Below are 24730 nucleotides of genomic sequence, written 5' to 3'. Positions count from 1 at the left end.
AGGATGGGGCGGTAATGAGCGAAAGTTTTGCCGAACTTTTTGAGGAAAGCCTCAAAGACCTGAAGATGGCGCCTGGCTCCATCGTCACGGGAACAGTAGTCGCGATCGAAAATGACTTTGTCATGGTGCATGCGGGCCTCAAGTCTGAAGGCTTTATTCCCCGAGAGCAGTTTTTCAATGAGCAGGGTGAGTTGGACATTGCTGTAGGCGATACCGTGCAGGTGTCACTTGAAGCGGTTGAAGACGGCTTTGGCGCCACCATGCTGTCCCGCGAGAAGGCCAAACGTGCCGAAAGCTGGAATTTGCTGGAGCAGGCGTTCGAGAACGACGAGGTTGTCAAAGGCATGATCGTCGGCAAGGTACGCGGTGGTTTTACCGTGGATCTGGACGCTGTGCAGGCCTTTCTGCCGGGCTCGCTGGTCGATATTCGTCCCATTCGCGATACGGCCCACCTTGAAGGTGTGGAGCTTGAATTCAAGCTGGTGAAACTTGATGCCAAGCGCAACAACATAGTGGTATCCCGTCGTGCGGTACTACAGGCCTCCTACAATGAGGAACGCGACAAGTTGCTGTCGCAGCTCAAGGAAGGCGTTGTTATCAAGGGTATCGTCAAGAACCTGACCGACTACGGCGCCTTTATAGACCTGGGAGGTCTGGATGGGCTGCTGCACATTACCGATATCGCCTGGAAACGGGTGAAGCATCCGAGCGAAGTGCTGCAGGTCGGCGATGAAATCGACGTCAAGGTGCTGCGATTTGATACTGAACGCAATCGTGTATCCCTGGGGCTGAAGCAGCTGAGTCAGGATCCCTGGCTGACGCTGATGGATGGCCATGCGGTTGGTAGTCGTTCGAGCGCCCGGGTCACCAATGTCGCCGATTACGGCTGCTTTGCGGAGATCGAGGCGGGCGTTGAAGGTCTGGTGCATGTGTCCGAAATGGACTGGACGAACAAGAACGTGCATCCCTCCAAGGTGGTGCAGGTGGGCGATGAAATCGAAGTCATGGTGCTTGATATTGACACCGAGCGACGCCGTATCTCACTGGGCATGAAACAGTGCCGCGACAACCCATGGCAGGCCTTTTCCAGTCGTTACAGCAAGGGCGATACCCTGAGCGGCAAAATTCGCTCCATTACCGATTTTGGCGTCTTTATCGGCCTGGATGGTGGTATTGATGGCCTGGTGCATCTGTCCGACCTGTCCTGGGATCTGCCGGGCGAGCAGGTCGCCAAAACCCTCAGCAAGGGTGACGATCTGACCGCAGTGCTCTTGTCGATCGATACCGAGCGCGAACGCATTGCGCTGGGCGTCAAGCAGCTGGCAGGGGATCCGTTTGGGGACTTTGCAGCGCAGTTCGGCAAGGGCGCGCTTGTGACCGGAACTGTGACTGAGGTTGATGCCAGGCAGGTTAGCCTGCAGCTGGCAGACGGTATCACTGGTGTGTTGCGCTCCTCCGAGGTGTCGGCTGAACATGGCACGGCCCATTTCAAGCTGGGTGACAAGGTGGAAGCCTCTGTTATCAATGTGGATAGGCGTAACCGCAGCATCCAGTTGTCGCAGAAAAAACGTGATGCCAAGGTCGATCAACAGGCACTCAAGGCGGTTCAGGAGCAACCGGTGGTATCCGCCGGCCCGATGACCATTGGTGACCTGATCAAGGCACAAATGAACAAGTCGGATAGTTGATCTGCAGGGAGAGCTTGGCTCTCCCTGTTTGTATCACCGGTGTATGGCGGCAAAGCGCCAGTGGAATGAAGGCTTGCCAAATAGCCTGAATCTTTAGGGAGAGTTGTCATGACCAAGTCAGAGTTGATTGAACGACTGATAGATCGTCATAATCAGCTATCTGTAAAGGACGTCGAGCTTGCCGTCAAAACGATGCTGGATCATATGACCGAGGCGCTGGCGCATGGTGACAGGATCGAGATTCGCGGCTTTGGCAGTTTTTCGTTACACTACCGCGCACCACGGGTGGGACGTAATCCCAAGACCGGTGAGTCGGTGCCATTGACGGCCAAGCATGTGCCACATTTCAAACCTGGCAAGGAACTGCGGGAGCAAGTTAATGACAGTCTGTCTGAATACTAGAGTTTGTCTACTCTGTCTGTTGGAGGCTTGATCCAGTGCGCTGGTTGAAAACGCTATTACTCGTTGTTTTGTGTCTCGTTATCCTGTTCGTCGGGATACTCTTCACTATCCATAATACCGACAAGGTTTCGATTGACCTGATCCTGGTGCAGTTGCCCCAGGCCAGTCTGTCGCTCTGGCTGATTGCTGCCTTTGTTTGCGGCGGCATTCTCGGGGTATTGCTTAGCAGTGTTGCTGTGCTGGGTCTCAAAACCCGGCTGCGCTCGGCTCGCAAGCGCCTGGCGGTGGCACAGCATGACCTGGAACAGCAGCGTACCCTCGTGGCCAAAGACAGCGTTTGATGGCTCTATAGGGCAGAACCAAACACAGGCGACTTGAATCGCCTGTGTTTGTCTCTGCAGTGCTTTTGGCTCGCCTCTGCTATTCCCTCCCTGTTTGATATTCTCTCTGTTGGTCGCCTGTATTGACGCTTGTGTGCTCGTTCCGAGACGCGCATCTGTTTGTGTACAATGGGGCCTGCAAACTGCACTTTTGGCTGTATAATAGGCGCCGCGCGGCACTCTATGGCCGCTGCATACCAGCCTGATGGCAGAGTGAAAGCTAACACGAGGGTTTCATGGCAATGGATTCAAAACAGGTACTGGTCGCGCTGGATTATCCCGATCAGGCCCAGGCCGTCGCAATGGCGCAACGACTCGATCCGGCGCAGTGTCGGCTTAAGGTGGGTAAAGAGCTATTTACACGTAGCGGGCCGGCGATTGTGGAAACACTGCAAAGCCGTGGTTTTGATGTGTTTCTCGACCTCAAGTTTCACGATATACCCAATACCACCGCCAAGGCGGTGCGTGCGGCGGCCGAGCTTGGCGTCTGGATGGTGAACGTTCATGCATCCGGCGGGCGCCGCATGATGGAAGCTGCGCGCAATGAAATTGACCGCGTTGCCGGCAGCAAGACCTTGCTGATTGCCGTTACCGTGCTGACCAGCATGGAGCGGCAGGATCTCTGCGATATTGGTATCGATGTCGAACCACTGGAACAGGTAAAGCGACTGGCGCTGCTCACCGAGCGCAGTGGTTTGGATGGCGTGGTCTGTTCGGCCCAGGAAGTGGCACCGCTGCGGAGCCTGATCGGTGCCGACTTCAAACTGGTAACCCCGGGTATAAGGCCGGCCAATGCGGAGGCTGGTGATCAGCGCCGAATCATGACGCCGGGTCAGGCAGTACAGGCGGGTAGTGATTATCTTGTTATTGGGCGACCTATTACCCAGGCGGCAGACCCGCTGGCGGTACTTGCAAACATCCAGCAGGAGCTGGCTCAGATCCGCGGCTAAGTGGCGCAAATTTGACCTCTATGCTATCCCTATTTAACAGCCTAACAGGTAGGTTGGCTGTTAAATAAATAACAAGGAGGTTCATATGAACACTCATACTTTGCGTGAACATCTGCAAGCTCTGGTGCTGACTCTCTGTCTTGCACTGCTGCCGGCCTTTGCAGTACAGGCCGAATCCCTTGATATCAATACGGCGAGCGCCGATCAGCTGTCCAGTGTGATGATTGGTGTCGGGCCTGCGAAGGCAAAAGCGATAGTGGACTACCGCGAAAGCAATGGTCCCTTTGGCAGCATTGATGAGCTCAGTGCGGTAAAAGGGATAGGCGCATCAACGGTGGAGAAAAACCGCGAATTAATCAGCGTGACGTCGGCGCCTGCCAAGTAGCGCTTTTCGCCTTTCAAAAGAAACGGCAGCCTTAGGGCTGCCGTTTTTATATACAGAGATTTATGTATCCCGCGAGCATGCGGGTGTGAAGGGGTTGAAGTCTGGCCCGACAGCATGCGCGGGCTTTACAGAATAAAGGCCAGTGTCAGCGGGATAATCACCAGGCTGGCAATATTGCTCAACAGGACAATGGAGGCGACCTGTTGCGGTTCCTGGTTATAGCGTTCGGCCACCAGGTAGTTCAGCAGTGCCGGGGGCAGGGCGCCGAACAAAATCAGATAGCGAAACTGGGTTTCATCCAGTTGCATGACCTGCTGAGTTGCCAGTGCCATCAGAATACCACTGAGCGGACACAGGATTGCGCCTATGACACCGATGCGCGAATTCGACAAATCAATACTCAGCATGCGCACGCCGAGGGAAAACAGCATCAGTGGGATGGCGATTTGCCCCAGCATGTCGATAAAGGTTTTGATATAGACAGGAAGCACCCAACCGGTGCTGCTAATTACCAGGCCCGCAATGGCGGCGAGGATCATGGGGATGCGCAGCATCGATAGCGGATGCGTGCGTGGGTTGAGCATGTACATGCCGAGGGTGAAGTGCAGCGTGTTTTCAACCAGAAAAAGTACCACGGCTGCGGGCAGTGCGTAGTCCCCAAAGGCCAGCACGGCCAGTGGAATTCCGAGATTACCGCTGTTGTTGAACATCATGGGAGGGAGAAATGTCTTGGGATGAATGCCGATCAGGCGGCAAAAGGGTGCCAGGAGGAGTCCGGAGCCAATGACCACGCAGACAGCTGCGATTGCCAGGGGCTGGTAGAGCGCCAGATCAAAGGACTGGTCCGCCATAACGGACAGAATAAGGGCGGGCGTGAACACATCCATATTGACTCGGTTGGCCACCGACATGTCGGTGTGAATGCGCCGGGCATAGAAATAGCCCACGGTGACTATGGCGACAAGCGGGAAGACGACCTGGAAAATACGTTCCAGCAGCAGGAGAGAAGCGTCGTCCATTGATATTTTTCCCTGTGGAGTAAAAGGCGGTGGCACCGGTCGACGCAGGTCGCTTCGGTATGGGGGCAGGCGGCATCGCATCAGGCGGTGCAGTAAACGCGATCTAGCAGCCTGTCGGACTTACCACTGATCTACTGCGGAAAAGCCGATTTTGGTCATTTTTCGTCCTCTTTTTCGTTAAATAGAACCACTATTTGCCTCAAAAGAGCTCAAAAACTGCCTCAAAACGGACTTTCCCTCGCTACGATCGGCCAAGTCCGACAGGCGTGCTAGGCACGCCGTACCCGGGCTACAGATTGTAGCCTGAGTGCGACATGGTACTGTCCCTGTTTTGCCTGAATCAAGCCTGTTGAATAGACGGAGTTGTCTCTTGGGCCGCAGGCGCCTTGGCGTGGGAGCACTCATCCAGCAGATAGACAATCGAGTGGTAATCAATACCGCTGTGATGCGTCAGGCCTATCTCGCAGGTACGACTGGTGGAGACACCCTGCTGGCAGCCTTCTACAGCTTGGTTGAGGGTGCGCAGTGCCGAGGCATTCAGTGCGGGGGTGGTGAAGCCCTTGTCGCCGGCAAAGCCGCAGCAGCCTATGTTCTCAGGTATTACCAGTTTGCTGGTGCACTGGCCGACGATGCGCTTGAGTGCCTCGGTCTGCCCCATGCGGCTTGCGCTGCAGGTGACGTGCAAAGCAACGGGTTCGCTGCGAGGGTTGAACTCAAGGCGCGGAAGCAGAAACTGGTCGATAAAGTCCACGCTGTCGAACAGGCGGATACGGCTGTCCAGTGATTCCTTCAGTCGCAGGCTGCAGGGGCTGGTGTCCGAGTAGACGGGCAGGGCGCCGTTCTCGCTGGCGGCGAGCAGCATGTCGGCGGTTTGGCGGCGTTTGAAGTCGGCGGCCTCGAACATGCCCTTGGACTGAAACGGCATGCCACAGCACTGCCCCTCCAGTCCCTGTGGATAAATTACCTCATAGCCGGCTTTGCGCAGCAGGGCTTCAGTCACCTGGGCCAGAGAGCGGCTGTCGGCGCTGCTCCTGGCGGGCCCCATGGTTCGGCTGGCACAGCTGGGCAGATAGACCACTCTGGGTCTGTCGCTATTGTGCCTTTCGGCCTTGCTGTGAATTTTGGCAGCGGGCCTTGGCATGGCATCGGTCCAGAGCGGAATGCGCTCGCCACTAAGCTTGCGCAGGGTGCCGGTGATAGTTTTCATGGCCTTGCCGCCGACCAGGCCGTGGGCGCCATCTGCGACGCGAAAGGCGGCTTTGCTGGTGCGGTTGAGGCCAGCGTAATGTTCGGCCAGCCACTGGGCGAGGCGAGTCTGGTTTTCGTTGTCGCGGCTGCGTATAGAGCGGGTCAGGTCGCCGGTATTAATGCCCACAGGACAACTGGTGGAGCAGAGGCCGCAGCCTGCACAGGTATCGGTTCCCTGGTAGCGATACTCCTCGCGCATGAGGGCAAGGCGCTCGGGGTCTTCGTTACTGGCTTCCAGGCGTGCAATTTCACGCCAGATAACGATGCGCTGGCGCGGCGTCAGGGTGAGGTCCCGGGACGGGCAGCTTGCCTCGCAGAAACCGCATTCGATACATTTATCGATGATCGTATCGGCCGCGGGCATAGGTTTAAGGTTGGCCAGGTGGACTCGTGGATCCCGGTTCAGCAGCACGCCAGGGTTCAGAATGTTGAGCGGGTCGAGCAGCTCCTTGAGTTGCCACATCAGCTGATAGGCATCCTTGCCCCATTCGAGCTCCACGTAGGGCGCCATATTGCGTCCGGTGCCGTGCTCCGCCTTGAGCGAGCCGTCGTAGCGCCCAACCACCATCTGTGCGACATCGTCCATCAGGCCTTCATAGCGCCTCAGGGCATCAGGGGTGTCGAAAGCCTGGGTGAAGACAAAGTGCAGGTTACCCTCAAGCGCGTGGCCGAAAATAAGCGCATCGGGGTAGTCCCACTTTTGGAAGATTAGGTGCAAGTCAGCCACGGCGTCCGCCAGCCGCGCTACCGGGAAGGCGACATCCTCGATAATAACGGTCGTGCCGGTTTCACGTACCGCGCCTACAGCTGGGAATAGCCCCTTGCGGATGGCCCAGTACTGCGCGCATTCGGCTGTGTCAGTGCTGAAGCGTGCCGGCTCTAGTGTGGGCAGGTGCTCGATGGCAGCGCAAATGGCACTGACCTGTTGCGTCAGCAGCTCAGGGTTGGCGGCGCGGGTCTCAATCAGCAGGGCGGTGGCACCATCTGGTAGCTGCTTTATAAAGCCCGGCATGCCGGGCTTGTTCTGGACAGAGCGCAGGCCGGCCCTGTCGATCAGTTCCACCGCAGCTACGGGCGTGGGTTTTAAAAGGGCTACGGCCTCGCAGCAGCTTTGCAGCTGTTCAAAGAAAATCAGCGCTGAGGCCTTGTGGGGATGATCATCGACGGTGTTGTAGGTGATCTCGGCCATAAAGCCCAGGGTGCCTTCGGAGCCGATCATCAGGTGCTGCAGAACTTCGATCGGATCCTGGTGCTCGGTGAGGGCGTTGAGTGCGTAGCCGGTGGTATTTTTAAGACGGTACTTGTGCGCAATGCGCTGGCTCAGTGTTACGTTTTCCCGCGTCTGACGAGCCAGCCCGTCGAGGGTTTCCAGCAGTATCCGGTGGCTCTTGCGAAAGGCCGTTATGGATTCGGGTTTTGCCGTGTCGAGTAATGTGCCATCGGCCAGAATCAGGCGCATGCTGGCCAGGGTGTTGAAGCTGTTCTGTGCGGTGCCGCAGCACATGCCGCTGGCGTTATTGGCGGCGATGCCGCCGATCATGGCGCTGTTAATGGATGCAGGGTCAGGGCCTATCTTCTTGTTAAAGGGCGCCAGATAGCGGTTGGCGTGGCCGCCGATTACCCCAGGCTGCAGGCTGATGGCCAGAGCATGATCGTGCAGTCGATGACCCCTCCAGCCGTCACCCAGCTGCACCAGCACAGAGTCGGTCACGGCCTGGCCAGACAAGCTGGTACCGGCTGCCCTGAAAGTGAGGGGTATCAGCTGCGCGCCCGCCAGGCGTATCAACCGGATAACTTCCTGCTCGGACTCAACCCGCACCACTATCTGGGGCACGAGACGATAGAAGCTTGCATCGGTGCCATAGGCCAGAGTGCGCAGCGGGTCTGTGATTAGTCGCGTTTGCGGGATAAAGGCCGCAACTTCCTGCAGGAATGCGGAGTAAGCCGGTTTCATCAGTCGATAGCCTCGCCTGGGCGGCGTGGCCGCGCAGGATATTATTCAGAAGGGTGAAAAATAAAAGTGGTACCGGAATTCAGTTATACGGGCTGCCAGCGCACTCGCGAGTCTGCGATAAACACCAGTACCTGGCTCCAGCTAATGGTGCGCGTAACAGGCTGAACCAGGGCGTCGTTGTGAGTACAGGGGGTGTTTTTGTGAATCGCCGGGAACGACCTTCGAGTTCAGGGTAAGGGCTGAAGCTGATTGTTTTTGTTGGAATTCGGTATTTTTGCATAGAGTTGGGTAACGTATTTCTATAATTGGTAAGACCAATTTACCTTGAATGTGTTGTTACTGTATTTTTTATGTACAGTGATTGTCAACTTTTTCATCACTACTAAGTATGCTTTAGGCGGAGGTGTTGATAAGAGAGACTTGATAGGGTAGAAAACTGGTATTACCAATTTTTGTTCTAGCCTGTGCTGATTCGGCAAATTACAACTATAGGTGCGTTGTGAATAATCGCCGTAACATAACGGCTTTATTGGGGTTTTATCATGGTGTTGGTGCAGCGGGGAGTGGATTAAGGTGGCCTATCAGCGGGTAAAGCAGCCCAAAATTTCCGATGTCATCGTGCAGCAGATGGAGGAAATGATTCTCGAAGGTACGCTTAAGCCGGGTCAGAAGCTGCTGCCGGAGCGGGAGCTGGCGAAGCAGTTCGATGTTTCTCGCCCATCGCTGCGCGAAGCGGTGCAGAAAATGGCGGCTCGAGGTCTGCTGGTAAGCCGTCAGGGGGGCGGTACCTATGTTTGCGAAGATCTGGGTGCTTCCTTCTCCGACCCGCTGCTAGAACTGTTCAAGACGCATCCGGAGGCGCAGTACGACTTGCTGGAGTTTCGTCATGCCCTTGAAGGTGTTTCGGCTTACTATGCTGCGCTGCGCAGCACCGCCGCCGATCGGGAAGAGATCAAGACGCGCTATGAAGAGTTGCAGCGTTTTCACCTTAGCAAGGAGTTCAGCAAGGAGGTGGACGCCGATGTTGAGTTCCATCTTGCCATCGCTGCGGCGACTCACAACATGGTTTTGTTGCACATGATGCGGGCGCTCTTCAGTCTGTTGCGCCAGCACATCACCGACAATCTGCTGAACATTTATCCCAGGCCGGGCTATCGGGAAAAAATCCATGACCAGCACCGAGCGCTGATGACTGCTATCCTTGCCGGTGAGCCGGACAATGCGCGCAAGGCCGCCCATCATCATATCGCCTATGTTGAAGAGGCATTGCTGGAAGGGGAGCGGGAAAATACCCGCCAGGAACGTGCGCTGCGCCGGGCCAATGCCGGAGTTTGATGTTATGTTTGAGACGCAATGTCGCAACTACAGGGACCTTGACGTGTAATGCGGGCTTACAATGGAGTCCGTAGTCACAGGAAGCCTGCCAGGGCTGAGGGAGCATGGATTATAGTTTGGTATTATTACTACAAAAAGTTAGCCTGAAGACGGTTTTCTTGCCATCAATATCCGAGATGTGCATAATAATGGCGCCATTATGTAGTAATACTACAAGATAATAAGAACGAGAAGATGGTAGGGCGCGGGAAAGCCTGAATAACAGGCTGTTCCGTCTTAACGCTTAAGTGGGATTGACTGCTCGAATAAGAATGAGTGGAGAAAGCAAAGTGCAAGAATTCGTTGAAGATATTGATCCGATAGAAACCCATGAATGGTTGGATGCACTGGAGTCAGTTGCCAAAAGCGACGGCGATGATCGTGCACGGTTTATTCTTAAACAACTGGGGCGCAAGGCCGTTGATATCGGCGTAGGTAGCGCCGGTGCCACTACGACCCCATACCGCAACACTATCGCCCCGAAAGACGAAAGTCGGATGCCGGGCGATTTGTTTGTTGAGCGTCGCATCCGTTCCTTTATACGCTGGAACGCGATGGCGATGGTCATGCGCGCCAACGACAACAAGGAAGGCCTGGGTGGTCACATCTCGAGCTTCTCGTCGTCCGCCACGCTATACGATATTGGCTTTAACTACTTTTTCCGCGGTAACGAAGGCGAGCAGGATGCCGACATGGTGTTCTTCCAGGGGCATATTTCCCCCGGTATTTACGCTCGCGCCTATCTTGAAGGTCGTTTGACCGAAGAGCAGCTCGACAACTTCCGTCGTGAAGTGGACGGCAATGGCCTGTCTTCTTACCCTCACCCCTGGCTGATGCCGGACTTCTGGCAGTTCCCGACCGTATCCATGGGTCTGGGGCCGATTCAGGCAATCTATCAGGCGCACGTCATGCGCTACCTGTCTGCCCGCAGCCTGATCAATCGCGGCGACCGCAAGATCTGGGCATTCCTGGGCGACGGTGAGTGTGATGAACCGGAAACCCTGGGCGCCATCTCCCTGGCCGGCCGTGAGCACCTGGAAAACCTGATCTTCGTTATCAACTGCAACCTGCAGCGCCTTGATGGGCCTGTACGCGGTAATGGCAAGATCGTGCAGGAACTCGAAGGTATCTTCCGCGGCGCTGGCTGGAACGTGGTCAAGTGCCTGTGGGGCCGCCACTGGGATCCGCTGCTGGAGAAAGACACGACGGGTCTGCTGCAAAAACGCATGGACGAAGTCTGTGACGGTGAATTGCAGAACTACAAGGCCAATGGCGGTGCTTACACCCGCGAGCATTTCTTCGGCAAATACCCGGAACTGCTTGAAATGGTGAAGGACATGTCCGATCAGGACATCATGAACCTGAACCGTGGCGGACATGACCCGTACAAGGTTTATGCCGCTTACCAGGCAGCCTATCAGCACAAGGGTCAGCCTACTGTTATCCTGGCGCAAACCGTCAAGGGTTACGGTACAGGCACTTCCGGCGAAGCCAAGAACGACACTCACTCGATCAAAAAAGTGGCTGTCGACGACCTGAAGGACTTCCGCGACCGTTTCAACATTCCGTTGACCGATGAGCAGCTGTCTGAAGTTCCGTACTACCGTCCGTCGCCGGATTCGCCGGAAATGAAGTACATGTTCGAGCGTCGCAAGCAGCTCGGCGGCTTCTACCCGACTCGCCGCACCGAGTTTGACGTACTGGAAACGCCGGCACTGGACGCATTTGCCAGCCAGCTAAAATCCAGTGGTGAGCGTGAGCTCTCGACCCAGATGGGCCTGAACCGTGTCTTGAACGTGCTGGTCAAGGACAAGCAGATTGGCAACCGTATAGTGCCGATCGTTCCGGACGAAGCCCGTACCTTTGGTATGGAAGGCATGTTCCGTCAGCTGGGTATCTACACCTCGGCCGGCCAGCGTTATGTACCGCATGACTCTGACCAGATCATGTTCTACAAGGAATCCAAGACCGGTCAGGTGCTGGAAGAGGGTATCAACGAAGCCGGCGCATTCTCTGCCTGGCTGGCCTGTGCCACCTCCTACAGTAACAACAACTGCCCGATGGTGCCGTTCTACATCTTCTACTCGATGTTCGGTTTCCAGCGCGTCATGGATCTGATCTGGGCGGCCGGCGATAGCCAGGCGCGCGGTTTCCTGATCGGTGCTACTTCCGGTCGTACCACCCTGAACGGCGAAGGCCTGCAGCACCAGGATGGCCACAGCCATCTGATGGCGCAGATGATCCCGAACTGCGTCAGCTACGATCCGACCTACGCCTATGAAGTAACCGTCATCGTGCAGGACGGCCTGGAGCGTATGTACAAGAAGCAGGAAAACCGCTTCTACTACATCACCACGATGAACGAAAACTACACGCATCCGGAAATGCCGGTGGGGGCAGAGGAAGCCATCATCAAGGGCATGTACCTGCTTGAAGAAGGCAAAAGTGCCGACCTCAAGGTACAGCTTATGGGCTGTGGTACCATCCTGCGTGAAGTGCGTGAAGCCGCGATAATCCTGCGTGAAGAGTACGGTATTGAAGCCGATGTCTGGAGCACCACCTCGATCAATGAACTGCGCCGCGAGGCACAGGAAGTCGATCGCTGGAACATGATGCACCCGACGGACGAGCCGCGCGTGCCTTACGTGACCGAGTGTCTGAAGGACCGTCAGGGTCCGGTTATCGCCTCGACCGACTACATGCGCATGTTCGCCGATCAGCTGCGTGAATTTATCCCGCACCGCTACAAAGTGCTGGGTACCGATGGTTTCGGCCGTTCCGATACGCGCACCAAGCTGCGTGAGTTCTTCGAAGTTAACCGTTACTACGTCGTTCTGGCTGCGCTCAAGGCGCTGCAGGAAGAAGGCAAGGTGCCTGCAACCGATGTTGCCAAGGCGATGCAGAAGTTCAATCTGAACCCGGAAAAACCGGCGCCCTGGACCGTTTAAGGCTCCTGTGAACTTCGTAACGGTTGAGAATTAGTAGAGGACATTATCGTGAGCACAATCACAATTAGCGTTCCAGACCTCAGTGGCGCCTCGGATGTCGATGTCGTTGAGGTACTGGTCAAGGCGGGCGATGTTATCGCCGAGGGCGACAGCCTGATTGCCGTTGAGACCGACAAGGCCTCGATGGAAGTACCATCTACCCATGGTGGTACAGTCAAGGAAGTGATTATCAAGGAAGGCGGTACCTGCAACGAAGGTGACCAGATTCTGATTCTGGAAACTGGCGCGGCAGCGGCCCCCGAAGCTCCCGCAACAGCAGCTCCGGCTCCTGCTGCAGCAGCACCTGCTCCAGCTCCCGCGGCGGCACCTGCCGCTGCTCCGGCAGCGGCAAGCATTGAAGAAGTCAGGGTACCGGATCTCAGTGGTGCCTCTGATGTCGATGTGGTTGAAGTGCTGGTCAAGGCCGGTGATGTGATTGCCGAGGGCGACAGCCTGATCGCGGTCGAAACCGACAAGGCGTCGATGGAAGTGCCGGCCCCGATGGGTGGCACGGTCAAGGAAGTAAAAATTGTCGCCGGCGGCACCTGTAATGAAGGTGATCTGATCCTGACGCTGGAAGTTGCAGGCAGTGCAGCACCGGCACCTCAGGCTCCGGTCGCTGCTGCGCCCGCAGCAGCCCCTGCACCTGTTGCGGCAGCTCCGGCAGCTCCGGCTGCTGCCGGTGGTATCGAAGAGGTTCGCGTACCGGATCTCAGCGGTGCGACCGATGTTGACGTGGTTGAAGTGCTGGTCAAGGTGGGTGATGTCATTGCCGAGGGCGACAGCCTGATCGCAGTGGAAACCGACAAGGCCTCAATGGAAGTACCGGCGCCCAAGGGTGGTACCGTCAAGTCCGTTAGCATCAGTGCTGGTGGCACCTGCAATGAAGGCGACCTGATCATTACGCTGGAAGTGGCCGGTAGTGCTGCTGTGGCGGCACCTGTTGCTGCGGCCGCTCCGGCTCCGGCTCCCGCAGCTGCTCCTGCGGCGGCACCGGCACCTGCTGCGCCTGTCAAGGCAGCGGGTACAGCTGTTAATCAGGCACTGGAACAGAAGAATCGTGCCGTGCACGCAGGCCCGGCTGTTCGTGCCCTGGCCCGCGAGTTCGGGGTCGATCTGTCGCTGGTGACGGGTAGCGGTCGTCGTGGTCGTGTCGTCAAGGAAGACGTGCAGAACTACGTCAAGGTATCGCTCAAGGCGCTGGCTGAGAAGCCTGCTGCTAATGCGGGTGTAGCCACGGGCTCTGGTATTCCAGCCGTCCCTGCAATCGACTTCAGCCAGTTTGGCGAGATTGAACTGCAGAAGATGAGCAAGATTGCCAAGGTGACGGCGGCGAACATGACTCGCTGCTGGCTCAATGTGCCGCACGTGACTCAGTTCGACAAGTCCGACATCACCGAACTGGAAGCCTTCCGCAAGGAAATGAAGGATGCAGCGCTGAAAGAGGGTGTTAAGCTCACGCCGCTGCCATTCATCATCAAGGCTGTGGCTCAGGCGCTGAAGGAGAATCCCAAGTTCAACGCCTCACTGCATGCCGATGGCGAGCACATAGTGCTGAAGAAATACATCAACGTCGGTTTGGCGGTGGATACGCCGAACGGCCTGATGGTGCCGGTGATCAAGGATGCGGACAAGAAGTCCATCTACGAGCTGTCCCGTGAAGCAAACGAACTGGCTGGCAAGGCCAAGGATCGCAAGCTGAAACCCAACGAGATGCAGGGCTGCTGCTTTACCATCTCGAGCCTGGGTGGCATTGGTGGTACTGGCTTTACGCCAATAGTGCCGGCGCCGGAAGTTGGCATCTTGGGTGTATCCAAGGCCGACATAGAGCCGCGCTGGAATGGCAAGGAGTTTGAGCCACGCCTGATGCTGCCACTGTGTCTGTCCTATGACCACCGGGCGATTAATGGCGGGGATGCAGGACGCTTCCTTACCTATCTGAACAGTCTGCTGAGCGATATCCGTCGCTTGGTGCTGTAGCACTTTGGAAAGACCCACTTCCAAAACCTTAGCGTCAGGGCCCTGTTTGGGGTCCTGATTTTTTACCGGCTTGCGTTAATGCCGTGCAAGGCGCAGGACGAGGGTGTGACAAGTCTGCAAACTGATGTAATACCGTGATGTGCAGGCTCGATCTAATTGAGTCATGTAATAAAAAGGCCACTCAACTGAGTGGCCTTTTTTGTATCTGCATTGGGCCTCTTCGGGCCCAACGCTTTAGTAAATTAGCTCCGTCCCGATGACATTCTGCAATGAATAGAGGCTCAGCCATCCCTCATTTTGCGACGCGCTTGCCGTGCAGGTCATTATGGCTGAGGTTATCCCAGAGAACGGGCTTAAGGGCAGGGCGGCGTTAGTGATATAGTGCGGCTTCAAGGACGGGAGCGCGGGCGCTTCTGCCGCATGGGCTGAGTCAAGGGTTGGCAGATGAAGGTACTCATCACCGGGGTTGCAGGTTTTATCGGGTTTCATGTGGCCCAGCGCCTGTTGTCTGAGGGCTGCGAAGTCATGGGGCTGGATAGTCTGAATGACTACTATGACCCTGCGCTGAAGAAAGCGCGTCTTGCGCTCCTGACGCCAGAGGCAGGTTTTCGCTTTGTTGGTGTGGATCTGGCGGATAGGACGGCAATGGCGGTGCTCTTTGCGGATCAGCGTTTTGATCGGGTTATTCACCTTGCCGCCCAGGCCGGGGTGCGTTATTCGCTGGAAAATCCCCATGCGTATGTGGATGCCAACCTTTCGGGGATGCTGAACGTACTCGAAGGCTGTCGGGCGCAGCAGGTGGCACATCTGGTTTATGCCTCGTCGAGCTCAGTCTACGGGCTCAATACCCAGGTTCCCTTTGTCGAGTCGGATGCGGTTGATCATCCGGTGTCGCTGTACGCCGCTACCAAAAAATCCGGCGAGCTGCTGGCCCATTCCTATTCCCATCTCTATGGTCTTCCCGCCACCGGGTTGCGCTTCTTTACGGTCTACGGTCCCTGGGGTCGTCCGGATATGGCGCCGATCAAGTTCGCCCGGGCTATCTGTGCAGGCGAGGTGATTGATGTCTACAACCAGGGGGATATGAGCCGAGATTTCACCTACATCGATGATATTGTTGAGGGGGTGGTGCAGGTACTGGATCAGATTCCCGCAGCGCAGCCTGGCTGGACGCCGGAGCGGGGCGGTCGCGGTCAGAGTTCGGCGCCCTATCGCATCTTCAATATAGGTGCGGGTCAGCCGGTGGGGCTGCTGGATTTTATCCAGACGCTGGAGCTTGCTCTGGGCATGGAGGCCCGCAAGAATTTCATGCCGATGCAACCAGGCGATGTGGCGCGCACCTGGGCTTCAACTGAAGCGTTGTACCTTCAGACTGGATTTAGTCCTGCGGTGGGGCTGGAAGAGGGTGTCGGCAAGTTCGTCGACTGGTACCGGAGCTATTATGGTCCATCGGTCTGAGGGGATTAAGGCCGAATAAAAGGCTGTTGCGAGGCTTGCGCGCCGCCTAACCCTTCAGGGTGTCAGGGTGTCAGGGTGTCAGGGTGTCAGGGTGCCAGGGTGTGCGTGCTGGCTGATGCCCTCTTGATGGGGTGCACCGCCCTGAACCCCGGTGCGAGCCGGTTGCGCAAGCAGCCATGGCGGTTTCCCCCATCCTACGATTTCTTCATTTTCCCCTGCTATCCGCGAAGAAACAAAAAAAGGGGCAGCGTGCTTGGCACGCTGCCCCTTTTTCCAGGTTGGATCAGGCCTGATCCAGCTCGTCGAGCTGTTGTTTGAGAAACTCACGCAGCGCAGGGCCTGTGTGCGGGCTTTGCAGGCCGAACACCATGTTGGCTTGCAGGTAGCCCAGCTTGTTGCCGCAGTCATAGGATTTGCCTTCCATATGGTAGGCTTCCATTGGCGTTTCCTTGAGCAGTGCGGCCATGGCGTCGGTCAGCTGGACTTCACCGCCAGCACCGCGAGGGGTGGTTTTGAGCAGCTGCATAATGCGCGCTGGCAGTATATAGCGGCCCACGATCGCGAGGTTTGATGGTGCCGTGCCCGGGGCCGGCTTTTCCACCATGCCCTGAATCGGGTGCGCATCACCGCCCTGCAGGACAGCACCCGCGCAGTCGACAATACCGTAGCGTTCGGCGTGTTCGTGCGGCACCGGCTCCACCATAATCTGCGGGTGTTCGTTGCGGCTGAACGCGGCCATCATGCCTGCCATGTCGACGTGGCCGCTATCGGCGGTGCGGTTGTTGATCAGCACATCCGGCAACATCACCGCGAAGGGTTCGTCACCGATAATACCGGCGGCGCAGAGTACCGCGTGGCCAAGGCCCTGGGCGCTGGGCTGACGCACCGAGATAATTTCCACGTCAGGCGGCTGGATGTTGCGCACAGACGCCAGTTCTGCAATCTTGCCCTTTATCTCCAGTTGGGCTTCGAGCTCGTAGTGGGCATCGAAGTGATTTTCAATGGCTTCCTTGCCGGAGCGCGTCACCAGAATAATCTTGGTGATGCCTGCAGCGACGGCTTCTTCCACCACGCGCTGGATGACGGGCTTGTCGCCAACCGGCAGCATTTCCTTGGGAATTGCCTTGCTTGCAGGCAAAACACGCGTGCCGAGTCCGGCAACGGGAATTATGGCTTTGGTCACTTTTCGCATCGGTGATGGGGCTCCTTGGGTTTCATTTTCCTGGAACACCGGATGACACAGCGTCAGCCAGTGTGTTTGCTTTTAGCGGGCGATTTCAGGCGCGGGTCATAAACTTCCCGGTTTCCGTATTGATCTTGATCTTCTCGCCCTGCTTGATGTATTCCGGTACCTGCAGCTCAAGCCCGTTGGTCATTATGGCGGGTTTGGTGCGCCCTGTGGCGCTTGCGGCTTGCATGCCGGGCACGCACTCGGCCACTTCCATGATAACGGTGGCGGGCAGTTCGATAGTGACGATCTCACCTTCGATCAGCAGTGCGATTATGCCTTCAAGGCCGTCACTGAGAAACGGCAGCTGGCTCTCGATACTGCTGCCGTTGAGATAATACTGGCTGTAGTCTTCGGTATCCATGAAAGTAAAGTGGTCGCCTTCACGGTACAGATAAGAGACCTTGCGCCGTTCCAGCGAGACGTTCTTGACCGTGTCATCACCGGTGAAGGTGACTTCGTGCTTGCCGCCCTCTGGCAGCAGGTTGAAGCGAACCTTGTAGAGGGTGCTGGCGCCACGGGAGGTGGGGTTGCGCACATCGACATGCTGCACCACATAGACATGTCCATTGAGCTCGACGACATGGCCCCGCTTGAGTTCGGATGCTTTGGGCATCGGATAAAACCTCGTGATCACAATATTGGGAGCCTGGCTGACCGCTTTGGGGCGGACAGTTTTCTACAGACTCCGGGGTTGGCATTTTAGGAGAAAACTACAGCGCCTTGATACTGATTTAAACGCAGGCACATGATTTCCCTTCAAGCCTCAAGGCGCTGCACATCCACTGCGACCCGGGGGGCCTGGGGTTTGCCACCATCAAACAGTACGCCGCGCAGTGGAGCTACATCGGAGTAGTCCCGGCCCCAAGCCGTAGTGATGTGCTGCTCGGCCGGCATGTTGTCATTGGTGGGATCGAATTCGAACCAGCCTTCTTCCGGTGAGTAGAGCGAGAACCAGGCGTGGGAGGCGTCTGAACCCACCATCTTCACCTGTCCCGGCGGCGGCAGGGTTTCGAGATAACCGCTGACATAGCGCGCCGGGTAACCCAGCGCCCGCAGGCAGCCAATGGCCAGATGAGCAAAGTCCTGGCAGACGCCCCTGCGGTGCTCCAGCACATCGGACAGTGGCGTGGCCACCGTAGTGAAGTTTGGGTCATAGGTGAAGTCGGTGAAGATGCGATGCGTCAAATCACGGGCTGCCGAGAGCAGAGGACGGTCAGGGGTAAAGGATGGCGCCGCATAGTCGCGCAGTGCATCCATGGCCTTGATCATGGGCGAGTCGAGCACGAACTCGCGCGCCATCAGGGTGGGCTTGGTCTGGTTGCTCTTCAGTGCCTCCAGTGCCTGAGCGCAGGTACTGCCCATATCCAGGTTGAGCTCCGGGCTGGCGCGGCTCTCATCAATGCGAATATCGCTGGTGATCTCGACCGACAGCTTGCGATGGGGCACTTCGATAGAGAAGTGCACTATGTTGTTGCCGAAGTAGTCCTTGCGCTTGCGGCTGTAGGCAGGCATGGGGCTTATCTGCAGCTTGCTGCTCAGACAGTTCTGGTAGCTGGTGTTGCGTGGCTGCAGATGGGCCAAGTTGTAGCACAGACTGACCGGTTGCTGGTATTCGTATTCGGTCAGATGTCTTATGCGGTAAATCATAGTTCGCCATTCCATCCGGTGTTCACCAGCTGCTGAGGGCCGCCGGTGTGATCGAAGAAGTCTTCACTTACCGCTACGGCGGTTTCGTTCAGGCGCTGCTGTACCTGCTGTAGCAGTTTGTCGAGCTGGACACGGCTTTGCAGTTTTTCATCCACCACGGCCAGCTCGCGCATGTCGGCCAGGCGCACCGCCGCCGAGATTTCCAGTACCAGCCGCTGATTGCGCGGCAGTTCCGGCCCTTTGCCACGATTGGGCAGTTCGCTCAGATCCTTGAACAGCTTGTCGAGCTGATAGATCAGGGAACGCGGGTTACTGCGATCAATCAGCAGCAGTCCCAGGCCACTGACAATATTGGTTTCCGCCCGGAAGCGGCGGCGGTAGGTGTTCAGGGCCTCGGTCGAGAGCAGTGCCGATTCCAGCGCCAGTGGCTCGCTGGGGTCGACATTGACCGGCACCAGCAGATGGCGCAGCAGCGAGGCTACTTGCTGGGCCTTTTCAAGTCGGCGGCCGATCTGCAGGAAGCGCCAGCCCAGGCCGCGGAACATGCTGTCCTGATAGAGACCGCTCAAAGCCAGCAGGGCAGATATCAGCGGATCCAGGGTTTCTTCAGGCGCTGAAGCCATTCCGCGAGCGACGGCGTCTTCCAGACCGTTCAGCTCATCGCGTATATCGTTGATGATGCGCTGAATATCGGCCGAAAGCAGTTCCTTGACCTCCTCGGCACAATTGAGCATGGCAATCAGTGACGCCTTGACGCTGCCGGTACGCTTTCCGTCGCTGATCACCGACAGTAGTTCCGGCTCAGGCTTGCGCAGCAGGTCCAGGTTGTCCCGGGTGAAGCCCGGCAAGGTCAATGTGACCTCGGAGACGGCCCGCAGCAGTAGCCGTTCCGCTCCTTTGGGCAGAATCACGGCGCTGTTGAGCTGGACGAATACGGTGCGCAGTACGCGGATCGCGGCATCTGCGCGCTCGGAATAGCGGCCCATCCAGAACAGATTTTCCACCATACGACTTGGCAGGGTGGTGTACTGATGAATATGACTGAGGCTTTCGCCGCCAGGGCCGGTCTGCAGCGTCAGCTGTTTTTCCGGTTCCGATGCCAATACCCATGTGTCCTTGCTGAGGGAACCGAGCTGGTTCGATATCAGGCGACTGTCGTTAGCGATGCCCACCCGGGTCATGCCGCCTGGCATCACCGAGTAGGAGCCTTCGCCAGCGACCGAGAAGCTGCGCAACACCGAGGGTCGCGAGTGCATGGCGCCCTTGTGCCAGCTGGGTGCCGAGGACGGCGCCGCGTATTCCTGCGCTGTATAGTGCAGTGGATTAAGCCGGATACGCTCGACTAATTCCTGGCGCTCACTGGCGGGCAGGTCACAGCCAAAAATGCTGAACTCGCCGGCGCGACGGGCGCAGCGCTTGATGACCAGCTTGTCGATATTGGCGAGCACATGGGCAAGATCGCCGGCATCGCCGCACCAGTATGTCTTGACCGAGGCCAGCTGCAGTTCGTGACCCAGGAAAAACTGGCTGATTTGCGGCATGTATTTCAGCAGTGCGGTGTTTTCCAGTACGCCACTGCCCATGGGGTTGGCTACCACGACCCGGCCTGAGCGTACCACTTCCAGCAGCCCCGGCACGCCGAGGCGCGAATCGCTCTTGAGCTCGACCGGGTCGCAGAAGTTGTCGTCGACCCGGCGCAGTATGACATCCACCCGTGTGAGGCCATCAAGGGACTTCATCCAGACGTAGCCATTGCGCACCGTCAGGTCGCCGCCCTGTACCAGGGGGTAGCCGAGGTAGTTGGCCAGGTAGGTGTGTTCGAAGTAAGTCTCGCTGTAAGCACCTGGTGTCAGTATGACGATGCTGGGCAGCTCGCCACCGGCCAGATTGGCTGGAGGGGCAAGGCGGGTCAGGGTGTGGCGCAAGGTGGTAAAGAACAGCGACAGCCGGTGTACGTGGCTGTCACGGAACAGGCTTGGGAAAACACGGCGCATGACGGTGCGGTTTTCCAGTGCATAGCCTGCGCCGCTTGGGGTTTGGGTTCGGTCACCGATAATGACCATGTTGCCGTCGGCGCCGCGCACCATATCGGCGCTGTGCAGAATCAGCTGGTGGTCGCCCTGCAGCTTGATGTCCTGACAGGGGCGCAGAAAGCCGCCGTGACTGTATATGAGCTCTGCCGGCAAAATGCCGCAGCGCACCAGTTCACGGGGGCCGTAGATATCCTTAAGTAGCAGGTCGAGCAGCTCAGCGCGCTCGCTCAGGCCGGTTTCGATCTGGTTCCATTCCTCGCTGGCAATAAGCAGCGGAACCGGGTCCAGTCCCCAGGTATGACTGGTCAGGGATGCACTGGACAGCGTGTAGGTGGCGCCGTCATCCCGCAGAATGCGTTCGGCCTTGCGCTGGCGATCATTCAGGGCATCGGAGCCCAGAACATTCAGACTGTTCAGTAAGTACTCCCAGTGGCTGCGAATGCTGCCATCGGGAGCGTAAACCTCATCCATGAGCCCCGCCGGACGCGGGTAAACCAGGGCATTGCCCTGGTCTGATTGTTGCTGTTGGGAAAAGCTCATTCGGCGTGAACCTGTCTCGTCGAGAGGTGTTATCAGGAAGGTTCAGCATAGTATACCCGAGACCGGGGCCACGCCGTGCTCCAGTTAAGGTTGACGGCGCAAATCCAGGGTATGCGGATACTCGTTGGTGGGCTCTTCCGGTGGTGGTGCCATCGGATGCGGTGCTTTCTGGTGAGGAAAGAAATCGCGAATGGCATCAAATTGCGACAGTGGCTCCTGGGGCCCAGGGGTATGACCGAACTCCCAGAAACGGTTGACGCGTCGGGCTTCGGCTTCAAAGCCGTTGACCGGGAAGCTGTCGTAGCTGCGCCCGCCTGGATGGCGCACATGGTAGGTGCAGCCGCCGATGGACTGGCCATTCCAGGTATCGATCAAATCGAACACCAGGGGCGCATGTACGCCTATGGTGGGGTGCAGTGCCGAAGGTGGCTGCCAGGCACGGTAGCGCACGCCGGCGACATACTCGCCCTTGCGGCCGGTATTGCGCAGCGGTACGCGACGACCATTGCAGGCCAGTACGTAGCGGCCTTCCGTCAGACCGCTGACTTTTACCTGCAGACGCTCCAGCGATGAGTCGACGTAGCGGGACGTGCCAAAGCTGCTGATTTCCTCTCCCAGTACGTGCCAAGGTTCGATGGCCCAGCGCAGTTCCAGCTTGATATCGTCGATATTCACGCGGCCGTAGTGCGGGTAGCGGAACTCTTCAAAGGGTGCCAGCCAGGAGAGCTGGAAGGGGCAGCCATGCTGTTGCAAATCCTTCACCACGTCCTGTACATCGGCCCAAGTGTAGTGCGGAAGCATGAAACGGTCGTGCAGCTCTGTGCCCCAGCGTACCAGCGGCTTGTGGTACGGTTCCTTCCAGAAACGCACCAGCAGGGCACGAATCAGCAGTGCCTGCACCAGTGCCATGCGCGGATGGGGTGGCATTTCAAAGCCGCGGAACTCGAGAATGCCCAGGCGTCCGGTGGCGCTGCCGGGGGCATAGAGCTTGTCGATGCAGAACTCCGAGCGATGGGTGTTGCCCGTGATATCGACCAGCAGGTTGCGCATCAGGCGATCGATCAGCCAGGGCTGGTCGACCAGTCCTTCTGGCATCTGCTGGAAAGCAATCTCGAGTTCATACAGTGCCTCGTCGCGACCCTCGTCGACCCGGGGCGCCTGGCTGGTGGGGCCGATAAACATGCCGGAAAACAGGTACGACAGGCTGGGGTGGTGCTGCCAGTAGGTCACCAGGCTGCGCAGAATGTCGGGCCTGCGCAGTAGCGGGCTGTCTTGGGGTGTGGCACCGCCCAGGGTAATATGGTTGCCGCCGCCGGTGCCGCTGTGGCGCCCATCGACCATAAAGGACTCTGTGCCAAGGCGGGACTGATGCGCCTCCTCGTAGAGGGTGATCATGTTGTCGGTCAGTTCACGCCAGTTATTGGCCGGGTGAATATTGACCTCGATCACGCCTGGATCCGGTGTGACCAGAAGGCGCAGCAGGCGGGCGTCTTTGGGGGGTTCATAGCCTTCGAGTACAACCGGCAGGTCCAGTTCGGCGGCGGTGCGCTCAATGGCACTGATCAGCAGAACATAGGATTCCAGCGCCTTGATCGGCGGCAGGAACAGGTGCAGGCGACCGTTCCGTGCTTCAATGCACAGCGCTGTGTGCAGCACCTTGCTGGCGGCTATTGGGTCCCTGGCGCTGGCGGAGTCCGCGGTGGTCTTCATGCTGGACTGGGCATTGCCTGCGGTAAAGCGGTTGATGTCGTAGACAGTGCTTTTCAGTGGCGGATGTTCGGCAAAGGGATCGGGGTCGGCTTCAACCTCGCGCTCTTCCTTGCTAACCCAGGGCAGGGAGTTGAGTGGCAGACGAAAGCCCAGCGGCGCATCACCCGGGATCAGCACCAGGGCGCCGCGTCGCATTTCCCAGCGGCTACTGCGCCAGCGCTCGCCCAGGTCATCCCGGCCCAGCGGCAGCACATAGCCACTGGGGGTATTCAGGCCCCGTTGCAGCAGTCTGGCAAGGCGCATGCGTTCGAGGCCGTCCGACAGCTTGGCCTTGAGTGGGTCCAGGTTGGCTGGCAGCTGCTGCTCCTTGTCGAGGTAATAGAGCGCATCCTCGAAGGCCGGGTGTATGTACTTGTCTGATACCTCAAGGTTGGCGCACAGGCGGCCGATAAAGCGTTCGGCATCTTTCAGCTTGTGTCCCAGGTCCTGATCGACCCGTGCCAGCAGTTTGGGGTTGTGCCACAGCGGTTCGCCATCCTGGCGCCAGAAGCAACCGAGCGCCCAGCGCGGCGTTTCTTCGCCCGGGTACCATTTACCCTGGCCGTAATGCAGCACGGCGCCGGGTGCGAAACGGTCGCGCAGACGCAGCAGCAGCGTTTTGGCCAGGCGCAGCTTGTCGGCGCCAAGGGCTTCGGTGTTCCACTGGGCGGACTCCATGTCGTCGATGGAGACGAAGGTCGGTTCGCCGCCCATGGTCAGGCGGACGTCCAGTGCATCCAGATCGGCGTCTACGGCCTCGCCCAGGGCCTGGATTTCCTGCCACTGGTGTTCGGCATAGGGCTTGGTTACCCGAGGGTCTTCATGGATGCGGTAGACCTTGTTGCTGTACTCGAACTCGACCTCGCACTCGTCCATGGCACCGCTGATGGGGGCGGCTGAGGCCGGGTCCGGGGTGCAGGCCAGGGGAATATGGCCTTCGCCGGTCATCAGGCCCGAGGTGGGGTCCAGTCCGATCCAGCCGGCGCCCGGGATATAGACTTCGCACCAGGCGTGCAGGTCGGTAAAGTCGGCTTCAGGGCCGCTGGGGCCGTCGAGGGATTTTACGTCCGAGCTGAGCTGAATCAGGTAGCCGGAGGCAAAACGCGCCGCCAGCCCGAGGCTGCGCAGGATTTGTACCATCAGCCAGGCGCTGTCACGGCATGAGCCTTTTTTAAGCTCCAGGGTTTCCTGGCAACTCTGAATGCCGGCTTCAAAACGCAGGCCGTAGCCAATGTCCTGCTGCAGGCGCTGATTCAGTGACACCATGAAGTCGTTGATCGGCATCTTCTCGCGCGACACAGAGGCAACCCATGCCTGCAGCAGCGGGCTGTCGGGCTCGGTGCATTCGAGGTAGGGCGCCAGTTCCTTCTGCTGGCTTTCGTCGTACTTGAACGGAAAATGCTCGGCATATTTTTCGACGAAAAAGTCGAACGGGTTGATCACCGTCATATCGGCGATGACTTCAACTTCGATGCACAGTTCAGTGGTCTTTTCCGGGAAAACCAGTCGGGCCAGGAAGTTGCCGAACGGATCCTGCTGCCAGTTTATAAAGTGGTTTTCGGGTGTGACCTTGAGCGAGTAGCTGTGAATCTGGGTTCTTGAGTGGGCCGCAGGTCGCAGGCGCAACACGTGGGGCGCCAGGTTTACATGACGGTCAAACTTGTACCGCGTCATGTGGTGTATCTTGGTCCGAATAGTCATCTTG

General features: G+C 57.8%; 16 protein-coding genes. 9 read left to right on the top strand and 7 right to left on the bottom strand.

Annotated elements, in window-relative coordinates; all coding sequences use genetic code 11:
- Window positions 1-14: 14 nt before the first annotated feature.
- The 5 genes from rpsA (at window position 15) to MPRO_RS23815 (ending at window position 3805) form a co-directional block, all read left to right on the top strand.
- Window positions 15-1688 carry a 30S ribosomal protein S1 gene (rpsA, locus tag MPRO_RS23835; RefSeq protein WP_067298807.1) on the top strand — a complete coding sequence of 558 codons (1674 nt, stop codon included), beginning with the start codon at window positions 15-17 and terminating at the stop codon, window positions 1686-1688.
- A gap of 108 nt (window positions 1689-1796) precedes the next feature.
- On the top strand, window positions 1797-2090 hold the full coding sequence (ihfB, locus tag MPRO_RS23830) for an integration host factor subunit beta (protein ID WP_067298806.1): 294 nt from the start codon (window positions 1797-1799) through the stop codon (window positions 2088-2090).
- A gap of 35 nt (window positions 2091-2125) precedes the next feature.
- A complete protein-coding gene (locus tag MPRO_RS23825) occupies window positions 2126-2431 on the top strand; it encodes a LapA family protein (protein WP_067298805.1) in 306 nt (101 codons plus the stop codon).
- Between the two features lie 275 nt (window positions 2432-2706).
- Window positions 2707-3420, top strand: a complete 714-nt coding sequence (gene pyrF / locus MPRO_RS23820; protein ID WP_216821363.1) for an orotidine-5'-phosphate decarboxylase — start codon at window positions 2707-2709, stop codon at window positions 3418-3420.
- An 85-nt stretch (window positions 3421-3505) separates the two neighbouring features.
- Window positions 3506-3805 (top strand): ComEA family DNA-binding protein, encoded by a 300-nt coding sequence (locus tag MPRO_RS23815; RefSeq protein WP_067298803.1) that lies wholly within the window; start codon window positions 3506-3508, stop codon window positions 3803-3805.
- A 125-nt stretch (window positions 3806-3930) separates the two neighbouring features.
- Here MPRO_RS23815 and MPRO_RS23810 read toward each other — a convergent pair whose 3' ends face one another.
- Together MPRO_RS23810 and MPRO_RS23805 are read right to left on the bottom strand one after the other, a co-directional pair.
- Entirely contained in the window at window positions 3931-4824 is an 894-nt protein-coding gene (locus MPRO_RS23810) for an AEC family transporter (RefSeq protein ID WP_067298802.1), read from the bottom strand.
- A 340-nt stretch (window positions 4825-5164) separates the two neighbouring features.
- Window positions 5165-8026 carry an FAD-binding and (Fe-S)-binding domain-containing protein gene (locus tag MPRO_RS23805; protein ID WP_067298801.1) on the bottom strand — a complete coding sequence of 954 codons (2862 nt, stop codon included), beginning with the start codon at window positions 8024-8026 and terminating at the stop codon, window positions 5165-5167.
- A gap of 573 nt (window positions 8027-8599) precedes the next feature.
- Between MPRO_RS23805 and pdhR the strand changes: the two genes are divergently transcribed.
- The 4 genes from pdhR to MPRO_RS23785 all read left to right on the top strand — a co-directional run bounded on the left by pdhR (window position 8600) and on the right by MPRO_RS23785 (window position 15825).
- Complete coding sequence (gene pdhR / locus MPRO_RS23800) at window positions 8600-9361, top strand: pyruvate dehydrogenase complex transcriptional repressor PdhR (RefSeq protein ID WP_067298800.1); 762 nt, start codon at window positions 8600-8602, stop codon at window positions 9359-9361.
- A 311-nt stretch (window positions 9362-9672) separates the two neighbouring features.
- Entirely contained in the window at window positions 9673-12348 is a 2676-nt protein-coding gene (gene aceE / locus MPRO_RS23795; RefSeq protein WP_067298799.1) for a pyruvate dehydrogenase (acetyl-transferring), homodimeric type, read from the top strand.
- Between the two features lie 48 nt (window positions 12349-12396).
- Window positions 12397-14367 (top strand): dihydrolipoyllysine-residue acetyltransferase, encoded by a 1971-nt coding sequence (gene aceF, locus MPRO_RS23790; RefSeq protein WP_067298798.1) that lies wholly within the window; start codon window positions 12397-12399, stop codon window positions 14365-14367.
- 444 nt (window positions 14368-14811) lie between these two features.
- Window positions 14812-15825 (top strand): NAD-dependent epimerase, encoded by a 1014-nt coding sequence (locus MPRO_RS23785; protein WP_067298797.1) that lies wholly within the window; start codon window positions 14812-14814, stop codon window positions 15823-15825.
- A gap of 283 nt (window positions 15826-16108) precedes the next feature.
- Here the strand turns inward: MPRO_RS23785 and galU are convergent, their stop codons facing one another.
- From galU to MPRO_RS23760, 5 genes are all read right to left on the bottom strand, one after another.
- Entirely contained in the window at window positions 16109-17017 is a 909-nt protein-coding gene (galU, locus tag MPRO_RS23780; RefSeq protein WP_067298796.1) for a UTP--glucose-1-phosphate uridylyltransferase GalU, read from the bottom strand.
- 85 nt (window positions 17018-17102) lie between these two features.
- A complete protein-coding gene (gene efpL, locus MPRO_RS23775) occupies window positions 17103-17669 on the bottom strand; it encodes an elongation factor P-like protein EfpL (protein ID WP_067298795.1) in 567 nt (188 codons plus the stop codon).
- Window positions 17670-17812: 143 nt separating this feature from the next.
- Window positions 17813-18718 carry a transglutaminase family protein gene (locus tag MPRO_RS23770; protein WP_369406757.1) on the bottom strand — a complete coding sequence of 302 codons (906 nt, stop codon included), beginning with the start codon at window positions 18716-18718 and terminating at the stop codon, window positions 17813-17815.
- Window positions 18700-21276 (bottom strand): circularly permuted type 2 ATP-grasp protein, encoded by a 2577-nt coding sequence (locus MPRO_RS23765; RefSeq protein ID WP_067298793.1) that lies wholly within the window; start codon window positions 21274-21276, stop codon window positions 18700-18702. The genes MPRO_RS23770 and MPRO_RS23765 overlap by 19 nt, the downstream gene beginning before the upstream one ends.
- A gap of 84 nt (window positions 21277-21360) precedes the next feature.
- Complete coding sequence (locus MPRO_RS23760; RefSeq protein ID WP_067298792.1) at window positions 21361-24726, bottom strand: transglutaminase family protein; 3366 nt, start codon at window positions 24724-24726, stop codon at window positions 21361-21363.
- Window positions 24727-24730: the final 4 nt, after the last annotated feature.

The sequence above is a fragment of the Marinobacterium profundum genome (genome assembly GCF_001528745.1).
GTDB lineage: Bacteria > Pseudomonadota > Gammaproteobacteria > Pseudomonadales > Balneatricaceae > Marinobacterium_A > Marinobacterium_A profundum.
The sequence above is the reverse complement of the archived record's forward strand: the minus strand, read 5'-3'. Positions and strand labels throughout refer to the sequence as shown.